13 protein-coding genes and 1 other RNA gene are annotated in these 12,417 nt (G+C 62.1%); 5 read left to right on the top strand and 9 right to left on the bottom strand.

What is annotated here, in order from left to right; translation table 11 throughout:
• Positions 1–11: 11 nt before the first annotated feature.
• On the top strand, positions 12–884 hold the full coding sequence (gene serB / locus QOV41_RS07250; RefSeq protein WP_284580484.1) for a phosphoserine phosphatase SerB: 873 nt from the start codon (positions 12–14) through the stop codon (positions 882–884).
• 40 nt (positions 885–924) lie between these two features.
• Here serB and hflC read toward each other — a convergent pair whose 3' ends face one another.
• From hflC to QOV41_RS07215, 7 genes are all read right to left on the bottom strand, one after another.
• The gene (gene hflC, locus QOV41_RS07245; protein ID WP_284580483.1) at positions 925–2,061 is read right to left on the bottom strand and encodes a protease modulator HflC; all 1,137 of its coding nucleotides are present in this window, start codon (positions 2,059–2,061) and stop codon (positions 925–927) included.
• Between the two features lie 3 nt (positions 2,062–2,064).
• The gene (gene hflK / locus QOV41_RS07240; protein WP_284580481.1) at positions 2,065–3,183 is read right to left on the bottom strand and encodes an FtsH protease activity modulator HflK; all 1,119 of its coding nucleotides are present in this window, start codon (positions 3,181–3,183) and stop codon (positions 2,065–2,067) included.
• Between the two features lie 63 nt (positions 3,184–3,246).
• Complete coding sequence (locus QOV41_RS07235; protein ID WP_284580480.1) at positions 3,247–3,768, bottom strand: dihydrofolate reductase; 522 nt, start codon at positions 3,766–3,768, stop codon at positions 3,247–3,249.
• Positions 3,768–4,247 (bottom strand): GNAT family N-acetyltransferase, encoded by a 480-nt coding sequence (locus tag QOV41_RS07230; RefSeq protein ID WP_284580478.1) that lies wholly within the window; start codon positions 4,245–4,247, stop codon positions 3,768–3,770. Before QOV41_RS07230 ends, QOV41_RS07235 begins: the two co-directional genes overlap by 1 nt.
• Positions 4,244–5,248: a DUF4424 domain-containing protein gene (locus QOV41_RS07225; protein WP_284580475.1), complete on the bottom strand. Its 1,005-nt coding sequence runs from the start codon at positions 5,246–5,248 to the stop codon at positions 4,244–4,246. Before QOV41_RS07225 ends, QOV41_RS07230 begins: the two co-directional genes overlap by 4 nt.
• Positions 5,249–5,318: 70 nt before the next feature.
• Positions 5,319–5,624 carry a nucleoside triphosphate pyrophosphohydrolase family protein gene (locus QOV41_RS07220; protein WP_284580474.1) on the bottom strand — a complete coding sequence of 102 codons (306 nt, stop codon included), beginning with the start codon at positions 5,622–5,624 and terminating at the stop codon, positions 5,319–5,321.
• A gap of 26 nt (positions 5,625–5,650) precedes the next feature.
• Entirely contained in the window at positions 5,651–6,445 is a 795-nt protein-coding gene (locus tag QOV41_RS07215) for a thymidylate synthase (RefSeq protein WP_284580472.1), read from the bottom strand.
• Positions 6,446–6,599: 154 nt separating this feature from the next.
• Between QOV41_RS07215 and QOV41_RS07210 the strand changes: the two genes are divergently transcribed.
• A complete protein-coding gene (locus QOV41_RS07210) occupies positions 6,600–6,851 on the top strand; it encodes a YdeI/OmpD-associated family protein (protein ID WP_284580471.1) in 252 nt (83 codons plus the stop codon).
• 7 nt (positions 6,852–6,858) lie between these two features.
• Here the strand turns inward: QOV41_RS07210 and QOV41_RS07205 are convergent, their stop codons facing one another.
• Positions 6,859–7,287 carry a VOC family protein gene (locus QOV41_RS07205; protein WP_284580470.1) on the bottom strand — a complete coding sequence of 143 codons (429 nt, stop codon included), beginning with the start codon at positions 7,285–7,287 and terminating at the stop codon, positions 6,859–6,861.
• A gap of 116 nt (positions 7,288–7,403) precedes the next feature.
• Between QOV41_RS07205 and ssrA the strand changes: the two genes are divergently transcribed.
• From ssrA to QOV41_RS07190, 3 genes are all read left to right on the top strand, one after another.
• Positions 7,404–7,757: a transfer-messenger RNA gene (gene ssrA, locus QOV41_RS07200) on the top strand.
• A gap of 104 nt (positions 7,758–7,861) precedes the next feature.
• On the top strand, positions 7,862–8,347 hold the full coding sequence (locus QOV41_RS07195; protein ID WP_284580469.1) for an SspB family protein: 486 nt from the start codon (positions 7,862–7,864) through the stop codon (positions 8,345–8,347).
• A gap of 9 nt (positions 8,348–8,356) precedes the next feature.
• On the top strand, positions 8,357–8,578 hold the full coding sequence (locus QOV41_RS07190) for a ribbon-helix-helix domain-containing protein (protein ID WP_284580468.1): 222 nt from the start codon (positions 8,357–8,359) through the stop codon (positions 8,576–8,578).
• Here the strand turns inward: QOV41_RS07190 and QOV41_RS07185 are convergent.
• Complete coding sequence (locus tag QOV41_RS07185) at positions 8,575–12,276, bottom strand: AsmA family protein (protein WP_284580467.1); 3,702 nt, start codon at positions 12,274–12,276, stop codon at positions 8,575–8,577. The two genes, QOV41_RS07190 and QOV41_RS07185, sit on opposite strands and share 4 nt — an antisense overlap.
• Positions 12,277–12,417: the final 141 nt, after the last annotated feature.

Here is a 12,417-nt window from a genome sequence, read left to right as displayed (position 1 = left end):
CGAGAAAACTCATGCCGGTTCTTTGCCTGATCGCCAACCCTGCCGATTCCGAGCTCGATCCCGCGCTTGCCGCTGCGGTGGTGAAGGAAACCGGGGGCGAGCTCAACTGGCTGAACCACGCCATTGCCTGCGAGATCATCGAGCCGAAGTCAACCGAGGCGCTCGAACTGGCCCGCGCGGTGATCGGTACTCGCAAGGTTGATGCGGCAGTGGTCCCAACCGAGAACCGCCGCAAGCAGCTCCTGATCGCCGACATGGATTCCACCATGATCAACGAGGAGTGCATCGACGAACTCGCGGCAGCCCTTGGCCTCAAGGATCAGGTGGCCGAGATCACTGACCGGGCGATGCGCGGCGAGTTGGACTTTGCCCAGGCGCTCCGCACCCGGGTTGCTTTGCTGAAGGGGCTTCAGCGTAAGACGATCGAGGCGGTGCGGCGCGAGCAGATCAGCCTGGCTCCGGGCGGCCGGGCGCTGGTGCATACGATGCGCGAATATGGCGCCTATACGTCACTCGTGTCGGGCGGCTTTACATTCTTTGCCGAGTTCTTCGCCAAGCGCATTGGGTTCGATGAGTTCGTCGCCAACGTGCTGGAGTTCGACGGCGAGCGTCTTACCGGCACCGTGGCCGACCCAATTATCGATAAAACTACCAAGCGCGAGAGGCTCTTAGCTCTTGCAGGGGAACGCAGCCTGCCGCTCAGCCAGACCATCGCGGTGGGCGACGGCGCCAACGATCTGGACATGATCCGCATCGCCGGTTTTGGTGTCGCGATGCATGCCAAGCCCAAAGTAGCGGCGGAGGCAGGCATTCGCATCGATCATGGTGACCTCACCGCACTGCTCTATCTGCAGGGCTACGCCGACGAAGAGATCGTCCGCTAGGCCAAGAAAAAGGGCTGCCGAAGCAGCCCTTTTGTGTCCCTTACTGTTGAACGATTACCTCCGGTTCAACAGCATCTGGGGTCTCAACTGCACCCTCGACGGGGGGCGCCACTGGCTCCGGATCGGCTGGATCCGGAATGTCGGTGCCGATCGTTGGAGCCAACTCGGAACCGTCCTCCAGGGTCATTGTCGGCGCGGGCGTTTCTTCGATACCCAAACCGTCGAGGGCCGGCTCGTCGCTGGTCGGCGCTACCGGAACTTCGATCGGTGCCAGTACTGCCGCCGGGTTCGGCGTCCCTTCGGGAATTTCGCCGTTCGAGCCGAAGTAGCGGAAGAACTCGCTGTCGGGCGACAACACCATGGTGGTGTTGGCGTCGTTGAGTGCGTTCCGATAGGATTCCATCGAGCGATAGAACTCGAAGAACTCGGGATCCTGACCATAGGCAGCCGCGAAGATGCGGCTACGATCGGCATCGCCCTGACCACGGATGATCTCGGCGTCGCGGGTGGCAGCAGCCACGATTTCCACGGCCTGACGATCCGCGATGGCACGTAGGCTCTGCGCCTGCTCCTGACCGCGAGCGCGGAGCAGTGCGGCTTCGGCCAGACGCTCCGCCCGCATACGCTCATAGGTGCGCTCAGACACTTCCTCGGGCAGATCGGTCCGCAGGATACGGACGTCGACCACCTCGATACCCAATTCGGCCATGTCGGGCCGGATCAGGTCGCGGGCTTCCACCATCATCTGCGAGCGCTGCTCGGAAAGAGCGGCGTTGAATTCGCGCAGACCATAGACCTGACGCAGGGCTGCGTCGAAGCGGGTGGCGATACGCGATTCAGCAACCGCCAACTGCCCCAGGGCCCGTTCACGGAAGAGGCGCGGATCGACGATGCGGTAGGTGAGGAAGGCATCCACGACAAAGAAGGCGCCACCCGAAACCTGCACGGTCATGTCGGCGATCTCCTGGCGCAGCAGGCGATCCTCGATGATTTGCACGCTTTCCACGATGTCGGTCGGGATCTTGAAGTAGAGCCCGGGCTCGTCGCGGATTTCGGTGATTTCACCGAACCGAAGCACGATGGCCTGTTCCCGCTCGTTTACCACGTAGACCGAGGAGAAGAGGACGTAGAGCGCAGCCAGAACAACTACGCCAAGGATAATGAGACGATTATTCATGGCTTAGTTCCCCACCGCATTTGTCGTCGGGGTACCCGTCGGGCTGCGGAGTTCAGGCAGCGGCAGATATGGTACGACACCCTGTCCATTGGCACTGCTCTCGATCAGCACCTTCTCAGTGCCGCCGAAAACTTCTTCCATGGTCTCCAGGAAGAGACGCTTCCGGGTGACCGCAGGTGCACTGGCATATTCATTGAAGATGGCAATGAAGCGCTGGGCTTCACCGGTTGCTTCCTGCACCACGCGGTTGGTGTAGGCAGCAGCATCTTCGCGCAGGGCGGCGGCGCGACCACGCGCATCACCCAAGAGGGTGTTAGCGTAGGAACGAGCCTCTTCCTGCAGACGGTCCTCGTCCTGCTCGGCACGCTGCACTTCGTTGAACGCATCGGCGACTTCGGCCGGCGGTGCCGCGTTTTCAATGGAGATCTGGCTGATCCGCACGCCCAAGCCATAGCTGTCGAGAATAGCCTGGGTAATCTGCTGCACCTCGATGGCAATGCCAGCGCGGTCATCGCGGAAGATGTCCTGGGCCGGCCGGCGGCCAACCACTTCACGCATAGCGCTTTCGCCAGCGTTGCGGACCATTTCTTCGGGATTGCGCACGTTGAAGAGGTAGTTGATCGGGTCCGAAACCGCCCAAAGGACGGAGAAGCGAACATCGACGATGTTCTGGTCACCCGACAGCATCAGTCCATCGCTGTCGTTAATGCCAGCTCCCGCCCCGGTGCCAGATGCCGTACCAATAACGGTCTGGTTCTCAGTCACAGAAACGCGCTCGACGGTTTCAACTGGCCAGAGGTGGAAATGCAGTCCGGGCGAGGACAGGTCGGGCTTGGGCTCACCAAAGCGCAACTCCACGCCAACTTCCTGCGGGTCCACGGTGTAAACCGAATTCAGTGCCCAAAAGCCCAGCAGCAAGACGACGCCGCCGATGATGGCCCAACGGCCCCCCGGAAGGCCGCCGCCAAATTGTGCGCGTCCGCGGGCGAGAATGTCTTCGAGGTTCGGCGTATTGCCGCCTCCCGGCCGACGTGGTCCGCCACCACCGCCGCCCCCTGGGGCTTGACCCCATGGGCCGCCATTGTTGCGGCCACCCCCGCCTCCATTACTCTCCCAGGGCATCGCGTTCCTTTCGGATAAAACCTAGTTCGTTCGCCGTCTTATATAGGCAAGCGTTCACAGCGATCAATGTAGGCTGTCCCGCCGCCGCGCGTACACTTTGACGCGGTAGCTTGCCTCGTCGCGGGGATCAGGCGCTACCTCGGGCAGATCGACGACGCTCCACTCCTCAGGCGCGATCTCGGGGAAGCGGACATCGCCCTCGGGACTGAGGTCCACATGCGTGATGTAGAGCCGCTCAGCCTGGCTCAAAACCTGCTCGTAGATCTCGCCGCCCCCGATCACCATGACCTCGTCGACGCCGTCACGCTGGGCAATCTGCTGGGCCGCAGTCAGTGCTGCTTCGACGGAGTCGAAGACCAAGACGCCCTCGGGCTGATAGCCAGCCTGCCGGGTCACAATAATGTTGGTGCGGCCCGGCAGCGGCTTGCCGACGGTTTCAAACTGTTTGCGCCCCATTACCATCGGCTTGCCCATGGTGGTCCGCTTGAAAAAGCCGGAGTCGGAAGGAATGCGCCAGGGGATCGACTGGTCCGACCCGATGACGCCATTCTCGGCGACTGCAGCGATCATGGCGATTTTGGCCATCAGCGCGCTGCCAATGCAGTGAGCGCTACGCCGTCCACCCGAACCTTAGTCCACTCATCCATCATGGTGCCTCCTTGCGCCTTGTAGAACTCAATGGAGGGCTCATTCCAATCGAGCACCCACCATTCTAGGCGTCCCAGCCCTTCCTCGACACAGCGCCGGGCTAGCTCGGCCAGTAGCGACTTGCCGATGCCCTTGTCCCGCATCTGAGGGCGCACGAAAAGATCCTCTAGCCAAATGCCATGTCGGCCCTGGAACGTCGAGAAGGTGTAGAACCAGACAGCAAAGCCGGCCGGCTCGCCATTCCACTCGGCGATTTCGCAGAACACCTTGGGTTCGGCACCGAAGAAGTCGCGCTCAATATCGGCAGCGCTCGCCGTTGCCTCATGGCCAAGCTTTTCGTATTCGGCCAACTCGCTGATGAAACGCAGGATGTGCCCTGCGTCAGCCGGTGCGGCCGGCCTGATCGTCAAAGTCATAGGTCGTCCTGGCGCTCAAGGATGAGGATCTCAAGCTCGCGTTCCGGCCAGAAGTTCTGCTTGACCATCTCGAAGGTGGTGGGACCGATCTTGCGGACATCGTCGCCGCAGAATGAGACGAGGTTCTCCGGCGAGCCTTTGTCGACTACCAGCCGAAAATTCTCGATGGCGCCGCCGGACCAATTGCCCCCTGTGGAGAGGATGTAGGAAATCCAGGTTTCGTAGAAAGGAGCGCTCCATGGCTCATCGGGATTGGCCAGCGTCTTGCGCACAGCACCGATGAACGCTTCGTCGGTGCAGTACTTTTTGGCGTAGTCGGAGGCCGGGTCGTAGCCCTCGCTGGGCTCATAGAGAAAGGAGACGCCAACCGTGCCGCCGATGCTGGGCTTGTAGCGGTGCTCGACGGTGACGGTCTCTCCCGCCGGAAAGTGAGCCTCCCAGGTGTAGGTGGCCTTGTAGGTCCATGCCGGCCAGTAGTGTTTTTCCCAGCCCTCCCCTGCGTCGAATTCGTCTGGCGCGAGAAGCCCAAGGCGGAGAAGGCGCTCCCGTGTCTCCACGTCGAGCGTGTCGGTCGCCTCGCGTGCCGCATCGCTGAAGGGCACAAGCGGGATGCCGAGTTCGCTCAGCGTTTCGGTGCGATCCACGCCCAGGGCAAAGGCATATTCGTGCAATTCGGCGTTGACGGGTTCGCCGTCCACGGTGGTCTCGAAGGAAAAGAGGTTATCGTTCGGTCCCTCGGGATAGCCCACGATGGAATGCTGATTGGGCACGAGGTCAGGCATGGGGAAGGCAATCAGCACATCCTGATCCACCTCACCTTGGTTTCGGAAAGTGTAGGCGACCCGGATTTCTTGCTTGGAGATGAAGAGGTCTTCGCTCTCCATAACCACGTGCTCATTGGTGACGAATTCCAGCCCGCCCGTGGTCAGAACGGCAGTGGTGTCATTGGCGAGGCAAGCCCCAGCCAGGGAGCAGAATACGAGCGCGGCTGCGATACGCATCACCAAGGTTCCTTTTGCGTTTGCCGGTTCAACTACTTAGCGGACATCTCGCACGGCCATGTAGATGAAACTAACCTAATTCTTCAGATGTGCCCTGAGGAAGATAGCGGAACCATTTGCGTTCTAGTGCCGCCTCAAGATCGATCTGGTTTTGCCCGGCAAATAGCAGCAGCATGGCCAGGACGTCTGCCGCCTCGTCGGCCATGGCGATGGCCACCTCGCCTGGCGCCTCACCATTGGGTCGTGCCCTGCCCGCCAGACGCAAGTATTCAGCAGTAAGCTCGCCCACTTCCTCCTGCAGCTTAAGAAGGTACCAATCTTCACTGCGGTCAATGCTGAACCGCTCCGCGTAAACGTCCGAGACTGCGCGGACCATGTCCCTCAGGTCCGCAAGGCTGCGGGTCATACCGACACGGCCGCCTTGATGTGGGGGTGCGGATCATAGCCTTGGAAGGTGAAATCCTCGAAGGTGAAATCTTCCAGCCGCTGCACCTCTGAGTTCATGACGATGCGCGGCAAGGGGCGCGGCTCGCGCGTCAATTGCAGGCGGGCCTGCTCGAAATGGTTGGAATAAAGGTGCACGTCACCGAAGGTATGGACAAAGTCGCCGACGCCCAGGCCCGTCACCTGCGCCACCATATGGGTGAGGAGAGCGTAGGACGCGATGTTGAACGGGACGCCCAGGAAGGTGTCGGCCGAGCGCTGGTACAGCTGGCAACTGAGCTTGCCATTGGCAACATAGAACTGGAAAAGGCAGTGACAGGGCGGCAGGGCCATCTCGTCCACTTCCGCCGGGTTCCAGGCCGAGACGATGTGGCGCCGCGAGTCGGGCTTGGTGCGAATGGAGTCGACCACCTGGCCGAGCTGATCAATCTTGCGCCCGTCCGGTGCCGGCCAACTCCGCCATTGCGAGCCATAGACCGGGCCAAGATCGCCATTCTCGTCAGCCCATTCATCCCAAATCTTAACGCCGCGCTCCTGCAGCCAGCGCACATTGGTCTCGCCGCGGATGAACCAGAGGAGTTCATAAACGATGGACTTAAGGTGCAGCTTTTTGGTGGTGACCAGCGGGAAACCCTTGGAGAGGTCGAACCGCATCTGGTAGCCGAACAAGGAGCGCGTTCCGGTGCCGGTGCGGTCCGCTTTGTCGGTTCCGTGCTCAAGGATATCGGAAAGTAGCTGAAGGTAGGGCTGCATGGCATCAAGGATAGGCCGATTCGGTCTTTGCTGCCGCCACTCTGATCACTTCTGCACCGGATTGGAGCGGTAACAGAACACCGCATGTACTCCTGCCATCCCCTGCCCCTTGATGCGGTATGCTGCAGGGGTCATTCGCCTGAGGAGATCGGCTATGAGCCCAGTTCTGCGTCCCCTTCGCGCCCGCGAGAACATGCCCGACTTCGTTGCCGCTGCTCTGGAGGAGAGGGGCCTGTGGGACAAATACCGGGCGCGGCCGCCTTACCAGCGCAATGACTATCTGATGTGGATCAACAAGGCGAAGCGGGACGAGACCAAGCAGCAGCGGCTAGTGCAGATGCTGGATGAGCTCGCCTCCGGCGGCGTCTACATGAAGATGCGCTGGAACGGACCGGCGCAGGAATGAGGATCGGTCAGAAGGTGATCCGGACGGCGTCCGCGCTGCGGTTGGCTTCGCCATGATAGACCGCCTCGATATTGTTGCCGTCCGGATCCAGCACGAAAGCGGCAAAATAGCCGGGATGGTAGGGCCGCTTGCCCGGAGCGCCATTGTCGGTGCCGCCATTGGCTAGGCCGGCAGCGTGGAACGCCTCGACCGCTGCGGTGCTGTTGGCCTGGAAGGCGAGATGGTGTCGGCCCGTCAGTTGGCCCTGCGCCGCCGCACTGGTCCCGCTGGAGACGAAAAGCTCGTCTACCCAGAAATAATCTTCCCCTTCGCCACCCAACTCTATGCCGAGGGCCGCAAGGGTCGTCTCGTAGAAGCGCCGGCTTGCCGCCAGGTCGCGAACGACCAGTTGAATATGGTCGATCAACCGGCCGCGCAGTATCTCTTGAGCTTCCATCGGGTAGTCCCTCTCAATTGGCGTCTCGGAAGACTATGCCCAGGCTCTGCTGTCAGGCCGCGTCAGGAGTGTCGCGGTGCCGACAGCCAGCCTGTCATGTAAAAAAATTCGTCAGGGGTCTTTCCACTGGCCGGCTTGGCTCCTACATTGACCTTGCCCGCAAGGGCTATGGCAATAAACGGTCATCATAATAAACCTTTCGGACCCGGGGGCGGTACCCGGCGCCTCCACCAACACCTCTTCGGAGGCAATCATGGGGGCGAAATAGGCTCGACGAGGGCGTAAAAGGTGTGCTTTTGCTCGGTGAGGTACCACCGTTATCGGTCCAAAACTTATAGTTGCAAATGACAACCATAAGGCTCCGGTCGCTCTCGCCGCGTAAGCGGTGCTAGCACTGGGAATTTAAGTCCTCCGCCCCTAGCCGGGCGACAGGCGGGGTTCGCAGGCACCTGGCAACAGAAGCCTGCACTCAGCTTTAACATTGATGATGCAGCCTTTGGCCCTTGAATTCCGTTGGAACGTGGGGCTGATATGAGCCGTTCGGATTCGACGTCTCAAGACCGGAAGGGTGACCATGGCCGAAGATCACATGCGCTACGACATTCTCGCTCAGGAAGCCCTGCGCGGCGTCGTGCGCAAGGTGCTGTCGGAGGTCGCCAAAACGGGCCTGCCGGGCGACCATCACTTCTTCATTTCGTTTGTCACCCGCGCGCCTGGTGTGCGGCTGAGCGAGAAATTGCTCTCCCAGTACGACAAGGAAATGACGATTGTGGTGCAGAACCAGTATTGGGATCTCAAGGTCACCGAGACCGCGTTTGAAGTGGGCCTAAGCTTTGATGGCCAGCCCGAGATGCTGGTGATCCCCTTCGCTGCAATCAAAGGATTCTTCGACCCCTCCGTGCAATTCGGACTGCAATTTGATCCGGCCAACGCACCCAGTGCCCCCGGCCAGGAGCTCGAGTCCGATGCGGCTGTCGAGAGCGCAGCATCTGGTGCAGCCAAGGACGAGGAAACCGGCGAAAAGGTCGTCAGCCTCGACGCCTTCCGCAAGAAGCCCTGACGCCGACGCATGGACAAGCGCTCGCTGTCCATCGCCGGTCACCGGACGTCCATTGCACTTGAACCCGAATTCTGGGCTGCGCTCGAAGCGATGGCGGCGGCCGAGCAATGCTCCCTCGCCGCGCTGATCCGCTCCATCGATGAAGCCCGACAAACGCCCAATCTTTCGTCGGCAGCGCGGCTGGCGGTGCTGCGCTGGTATCAGCAGCGCCTCGACGCTGACACGGCTTAGAAGACTGGTTGATTGACGCCTGGACCGATTGGCTGGTTCACCACGGGTGGCGGCAGCGTCAATTGCAGGCGCTCCCCCGGCTGGTTCGGCAGCAGATCAGGTGTTGGCTCGGGGATTTGTTCAAGCGGCTCCTTCATCGGCGCGGGTATGTCTTCCGCCTCGGCCCGAGCTTCCTCTTCAGCGGCAAGGCGGGCTTCCTCTTCAGCTGCAAGCCGCGCCGCTTCCTCGGCGGCGCGTTGCCGCTGGGCTTCGATCAGGCGATTGCGCTCTTCGGCGGCGGCGCGCTGGCGCTCGGCATCTTCCTGGCGAAGCACTTCGAGCCGTTCCACCTCGAGCTCATTGGCGCGCACCTGAACGGCCGCCACCATCTCCTCCAGATCGATGCTCGTCCCGGGCTGCAGCAGCGTACCGCCAACATTGGCGATGATGCGGGCGGTATCGGCGGTGACGAGCCCGTTCGCATCGTCGATGCCAAGCGGTGTCAGGGCGAAACTGCCATCAAGCGCCAGGGTGGGCAGGGCAAGGTTCAACGTGCCGGCAAGCCGCGCCGCCTCGCCTTCCATGATAAAATTGGTGAGGCGCACGACACCGCCAGCAATCGTGAAGGCACCCGTCACCGCAGGCGCGGTGAAGGCGCCCCGCTCCAGGGCCATCCCCATGACGGCCTCGAGAGCGGCCCCATCCATCGTGAGGACGTCCTCAAGACGGGCAATGGTGGGGAAGACTTCGGGAGCCAATTGGTCTACCCCGAGATTGGCGACAGTGAGGTTGCCCTCGCCTGACATGGCACCCATCAGCTCGGCGATACTGCTGCCGGTCGCTTCGAACTGCACCCCGCCTTCGAGAACACCCGAGATCCCATCGGATACAGAGGACGGCAACACCTCTGCAAGGGCCGCGCCAGCAAGCGTCAGACGCCCGCTCACGGTCTTGTCGAGAAGTGGACCTGCACAGCACACCGTCAGATCGAAACTGGCTGCCCCCTCCCCCGTGTCGGCAGCAAACTGCGACAGGCGGGTCCGGGTCTCATCCCAGGCGAATTCGAAGCTGGCATCGGTCATGCGTTCTTCTCCCGCCGCCGCGACGCTTGGTGCAGAAATAGCTACATCGCCGCGGCTGGACCTTTGCTGCCCGCCCATGTCGATCGGGCCCTCCGGCCATACGGCCGCTCCCGGAACCAGCGCCGCCTCGCCGAAGAGCGCGGCTGCCAAGCCCTCAACGCTCACCGTTTCAAGCGTGAGACCACCCTCGACAACCGCCATGGGGCCAGTGCGCGTCATGTCAAGGTCACCGGCCACAGCGGTGCCGTCCGATGTGCCGGCAATGCCGGAAAGCCGAGCCAGCCGATCCCCTTCGAACCGCAGCCCGGCGCTCGCCTGGAGCTGGGGCAGGCTGATGCCTGAAGCACCCGCTGCCGCAGCTAGGCCAGAGGCATCTTCCACTGTCACGTCAAGCTGGCCAACGCCCTGGATCTGGCCATCGATGCCCGCCAGCAGATCGCCGGAGAAGCTGACGCTTTCCGCACCCATGCTGGCGGTGATCGTGCCCTCGAGACTGTTGGCCGGGGAGCCTTCGAGCCCGACAAAGACCAGCATGGACCCGTCACCTGAGAACAGGGGCTCGTCCAGACCTAGTTGCAACGCCAGCTGATCTGCATCCTCGGCTTCCAGCGAGGCGGTCAGCCGCAGGGGGCCGCTCGTCAGGGCCGTCGCTCCACCACCGAGTTCGGCCCGGAGGTCGAGTTCGGCAACACCGGCGACGCCGTCTATTGTCAGTATCTGCCCCCCCTCTGGATTGGTCGGTGAAATGCCCACCACAAGGTCGGCTGGAGCGGAACGGGCCAGTGCCTCGCGCCAGCTGACAGGGGTGCCAAGCACATCATATAGCGCGAGCAGCGCCGGGGCGTCGACTTGCGGCACGGCCAGGGCAAGTTCACCCGAAATCTGCGGTTCTGCGAGGGTGCCGGCGAGCGCCAGATTGCCGTCCAGCCCCAACCCGCCCCATTCTGCGGCGGTGAGGCGGGAAACGGCGAGCCCGCCATCGGTCCAGCTGGCTTCGGCTAGCAAGCCGGTGCCGCTTAAGCCCAGCACATGAGCGCCTTCAGCAGCAAGGCTGACACTGCCACTGGGAAAGCTCGCCGCAAAGCGCGGCTCGATCAAAGGCTCCGGCAACAGCGCCGCCAGGATGGCGCTATCCAGGGGGCTGAGTTCTTCGAACTGGCCCACCACGTCGAGCCGCTGTTCCTCGCCGAAACCGACGCGCAGCTCTACGCCATGCATGTTCTCGCCAAGAGTGAGCATGGCATCCGACACTCCGAGCGCATCGCTGCCCAGCCGTAGCCGTCCCTCTAGCCGTCCGGGCTGATTGAACAGTGGGTTGTCCTCGCTCGGCTTGCGCCAGAGTTGAGCCAGCGCATCGAGCCGCTCGGTCGCAAGAGAAAAACTGCCGGAAAAATTCGGCCTTTCGTTGTCACGGCCGAGATCACCGCTAACCTGCACGACGGTTTCGCCGGGCAGTTGGGCCGTGGCTCGCTCGATGGCCCAGACTTCGCCGTCCGTGCTGGCGTCCAGCCGCAAGTTGCGAATGGCAAATCCGCGCAGGCCCACTTCAGCCAGGTCGATCCCCACCTGTCCCGGCAGTTCGGGGATCAATGGCGCGGGTAGTTCCTCGAGCAGCCGCACCAGTTCATATGGCAAAGTGCTCGCATCTTCGTTCGCATCGCGCGGCGGCAACGAGAAAACACCACCCGAGATAACCGCGTCAAAGCTCCGTCGCGCGCCCAGCTGGATGCTGGCAGCGCCGGTCAACCGCGCACTGGCGCGGTTCTCGTCCGGTTGCAGTGTGTAACCCGAAAGCACAACCCGGTCTGTCGACGCGCTGAGGGTACTTTCAAGAACGAGGTCACCGCGGATTTCGTCTGCCGCCTCTGCTGCTGGTGGCGACTGGCGATAGACCAGCGTGCCATCGAATTTGGGGGCGATGCCGGTGGTGAATGCGCCATCGATGCTGACCGAAGATGACTGATCCTGCGGGGACACAAAGGCCGAGACCCGAGCCAAGCCCGCCGCGTCGGCTTGAGCGGAGTTGAAGCGAACCCCATAGCGAGTGCCGCGGTAGTCGGCTGCACCCTGAAACTGCAGCGGCCCTGAAAAGCCGCCCAGCGCAAGCTCACCATCGACATTGTCAGCCGAGAACGTTTCGCCAGTGCGTCGATCATAGACCCGCACTACACCTCGAGTGATACTCGCCTGCCCCAGGCCGATGCCATTGCCCGAGCTCTCGATGCTGACGCCACTCGAGAATAGGCCGCTTTCGTCGATGCTGAAATCCACCACGGGTGCCGTCAGCACGAGATCGGTGACGGTATAGTTGTCGCGCAGGAAATCCATCAGCGCGAACTCGGCCTCCACTGCGTCGACAATGGCGGCCGGTTCCTCGGGGGAGCCCACCAGCACATTTGTGAAGCGCAGCTGCGGCTGCGGCAGGAGGCTGAATTCGATCTCGCCACGGATCGTGACGGGCGTGCCCAGAACGCCGGTCGCCAGTTCTTCCATGCGGGTGCGGTAGTCCCCCCACTGAATAAAACGGGGGGCAAGAAAAGCTCCAGCGAGGACGACGATCGCAAGCAGGCCGACAATGATGTAGATGCGATTCAGCACGTGCGCTTTTGCCCCAATTTTGCGCCGCAGTGTAGGCATGCGCCAGTCCCGCGCAACCCCGCCATGGCGTCTAATCAAGGCGGTAAAGCGACGCGGCGGCAGCGGTCCCAGCTTGAACAAGCTGCCTGACGCAGAGGTGAGAGCCGCCTGTCCTATACACCACCGATCGCGGCACCTATA

The organism is Devosia sp. RR2S18, assembly GCF_030177755.1.
GTDB lineage: Bacteria > Pseudomonadota > Alphaproteobacteria > Rhizobiales > Devosiaceae > Devosia > Devosia rhizosphaerae.
This window is presented reverse-complemented; position numbering and strand designations above follow the sequence as displayed.

Bases quoted from the DNA above. Each gene is read 5' to 3' on its own strand.
- hflC (WP_284580483.1), bottom strand. From the start codon at position 2,061: ATGAATAATCGTCTCATTATCCTTGGCGTAGTTGTTCTGGCTGCGCTC.
- QOV41_RS07185 (WP_284580467.1), bottom strand. From the start codon at position 12,276: ATGCCTACACTGCGGCGCAAAATTGGGGCAAAAGCGCACGTGCTGAAT.
- QOV41_RS07195 (WP_284580469.1), top strand. From the start codon at position 7,862: ATGGCCGAAGATCACATGCGCTACGACATTCTCGCTCAGGAAGCCCTG.
- QOV41_RS07190 (WP_284580468.1), top strand. From the start codon at position 8,357: ATGGACAAGCGCTCGCTGTCCATCGCCGGTCACCGGACGTCCATTGCA.
- QOV41_RS07205 (WP_284580470.1), bottom strand. From the start codon at position 7,287: ATGGAAGCTCAAGAGATACTGCGCGGCCGGTTGATCGACCATATTCAA.
- hflK (WP_284580481.1), bottom strand. From the start codon at position 3,183: ATGCCCTGGGAGAGTAATGGAGGCGGGGGTGGCCGCAACAATGGCGGC.
- QOV41_RS07220 (WP_284580474.1), bottom strand. From the start codon at position 5,624: ATGGTCCGCGCAGTCTCGGACGTTTACGCGGAGCGGTTCAGCATTGAC.
- QOV41_RS07215 (WP_284580472.1), bottom strand. From the start codon at position 6,445: ATGCAGCCCTACCTTCAGCTACTTTCCGATATCCTTGAGCACGGAACC.
- serB (WP_284580484.1), top strand. From the start codon at position 12: ATGCCGGTTCTTTGCCTGATCGCCAACCCTGCCGATTCCGAGCTCGAT.
- QOV41_RS07230 (WP_284580478.1), bottom strand. From the start codon at position 4,247: ATGACTTTGACGATCAGGCCGGCCGCACCGGCTGACGCAGGGCACATC.
- QOV41_RS07225 (WP_284580475.1), bottom strand. From the start codon at position 5,248: ATGCGTATCGCAGCCGCGCTCGTATTCTGCTCCCTGGCTGGGGCTTGC.
- QOV41_RS07210 (WP_284580471.1), top strand. From the start codon at position 6,600: ATGAGCCCAGTTCTGCGTCCCCTTCGCGCCCGCGAGAACATGCCCGAC.
- QOV41_RS07235 (WP_284580480.1), bottom strand. From the start codon at position 3,768: ATGGCCAAAATCGCCATGATCGCTGCAGTCGCCGAGAATGGCGTCATC.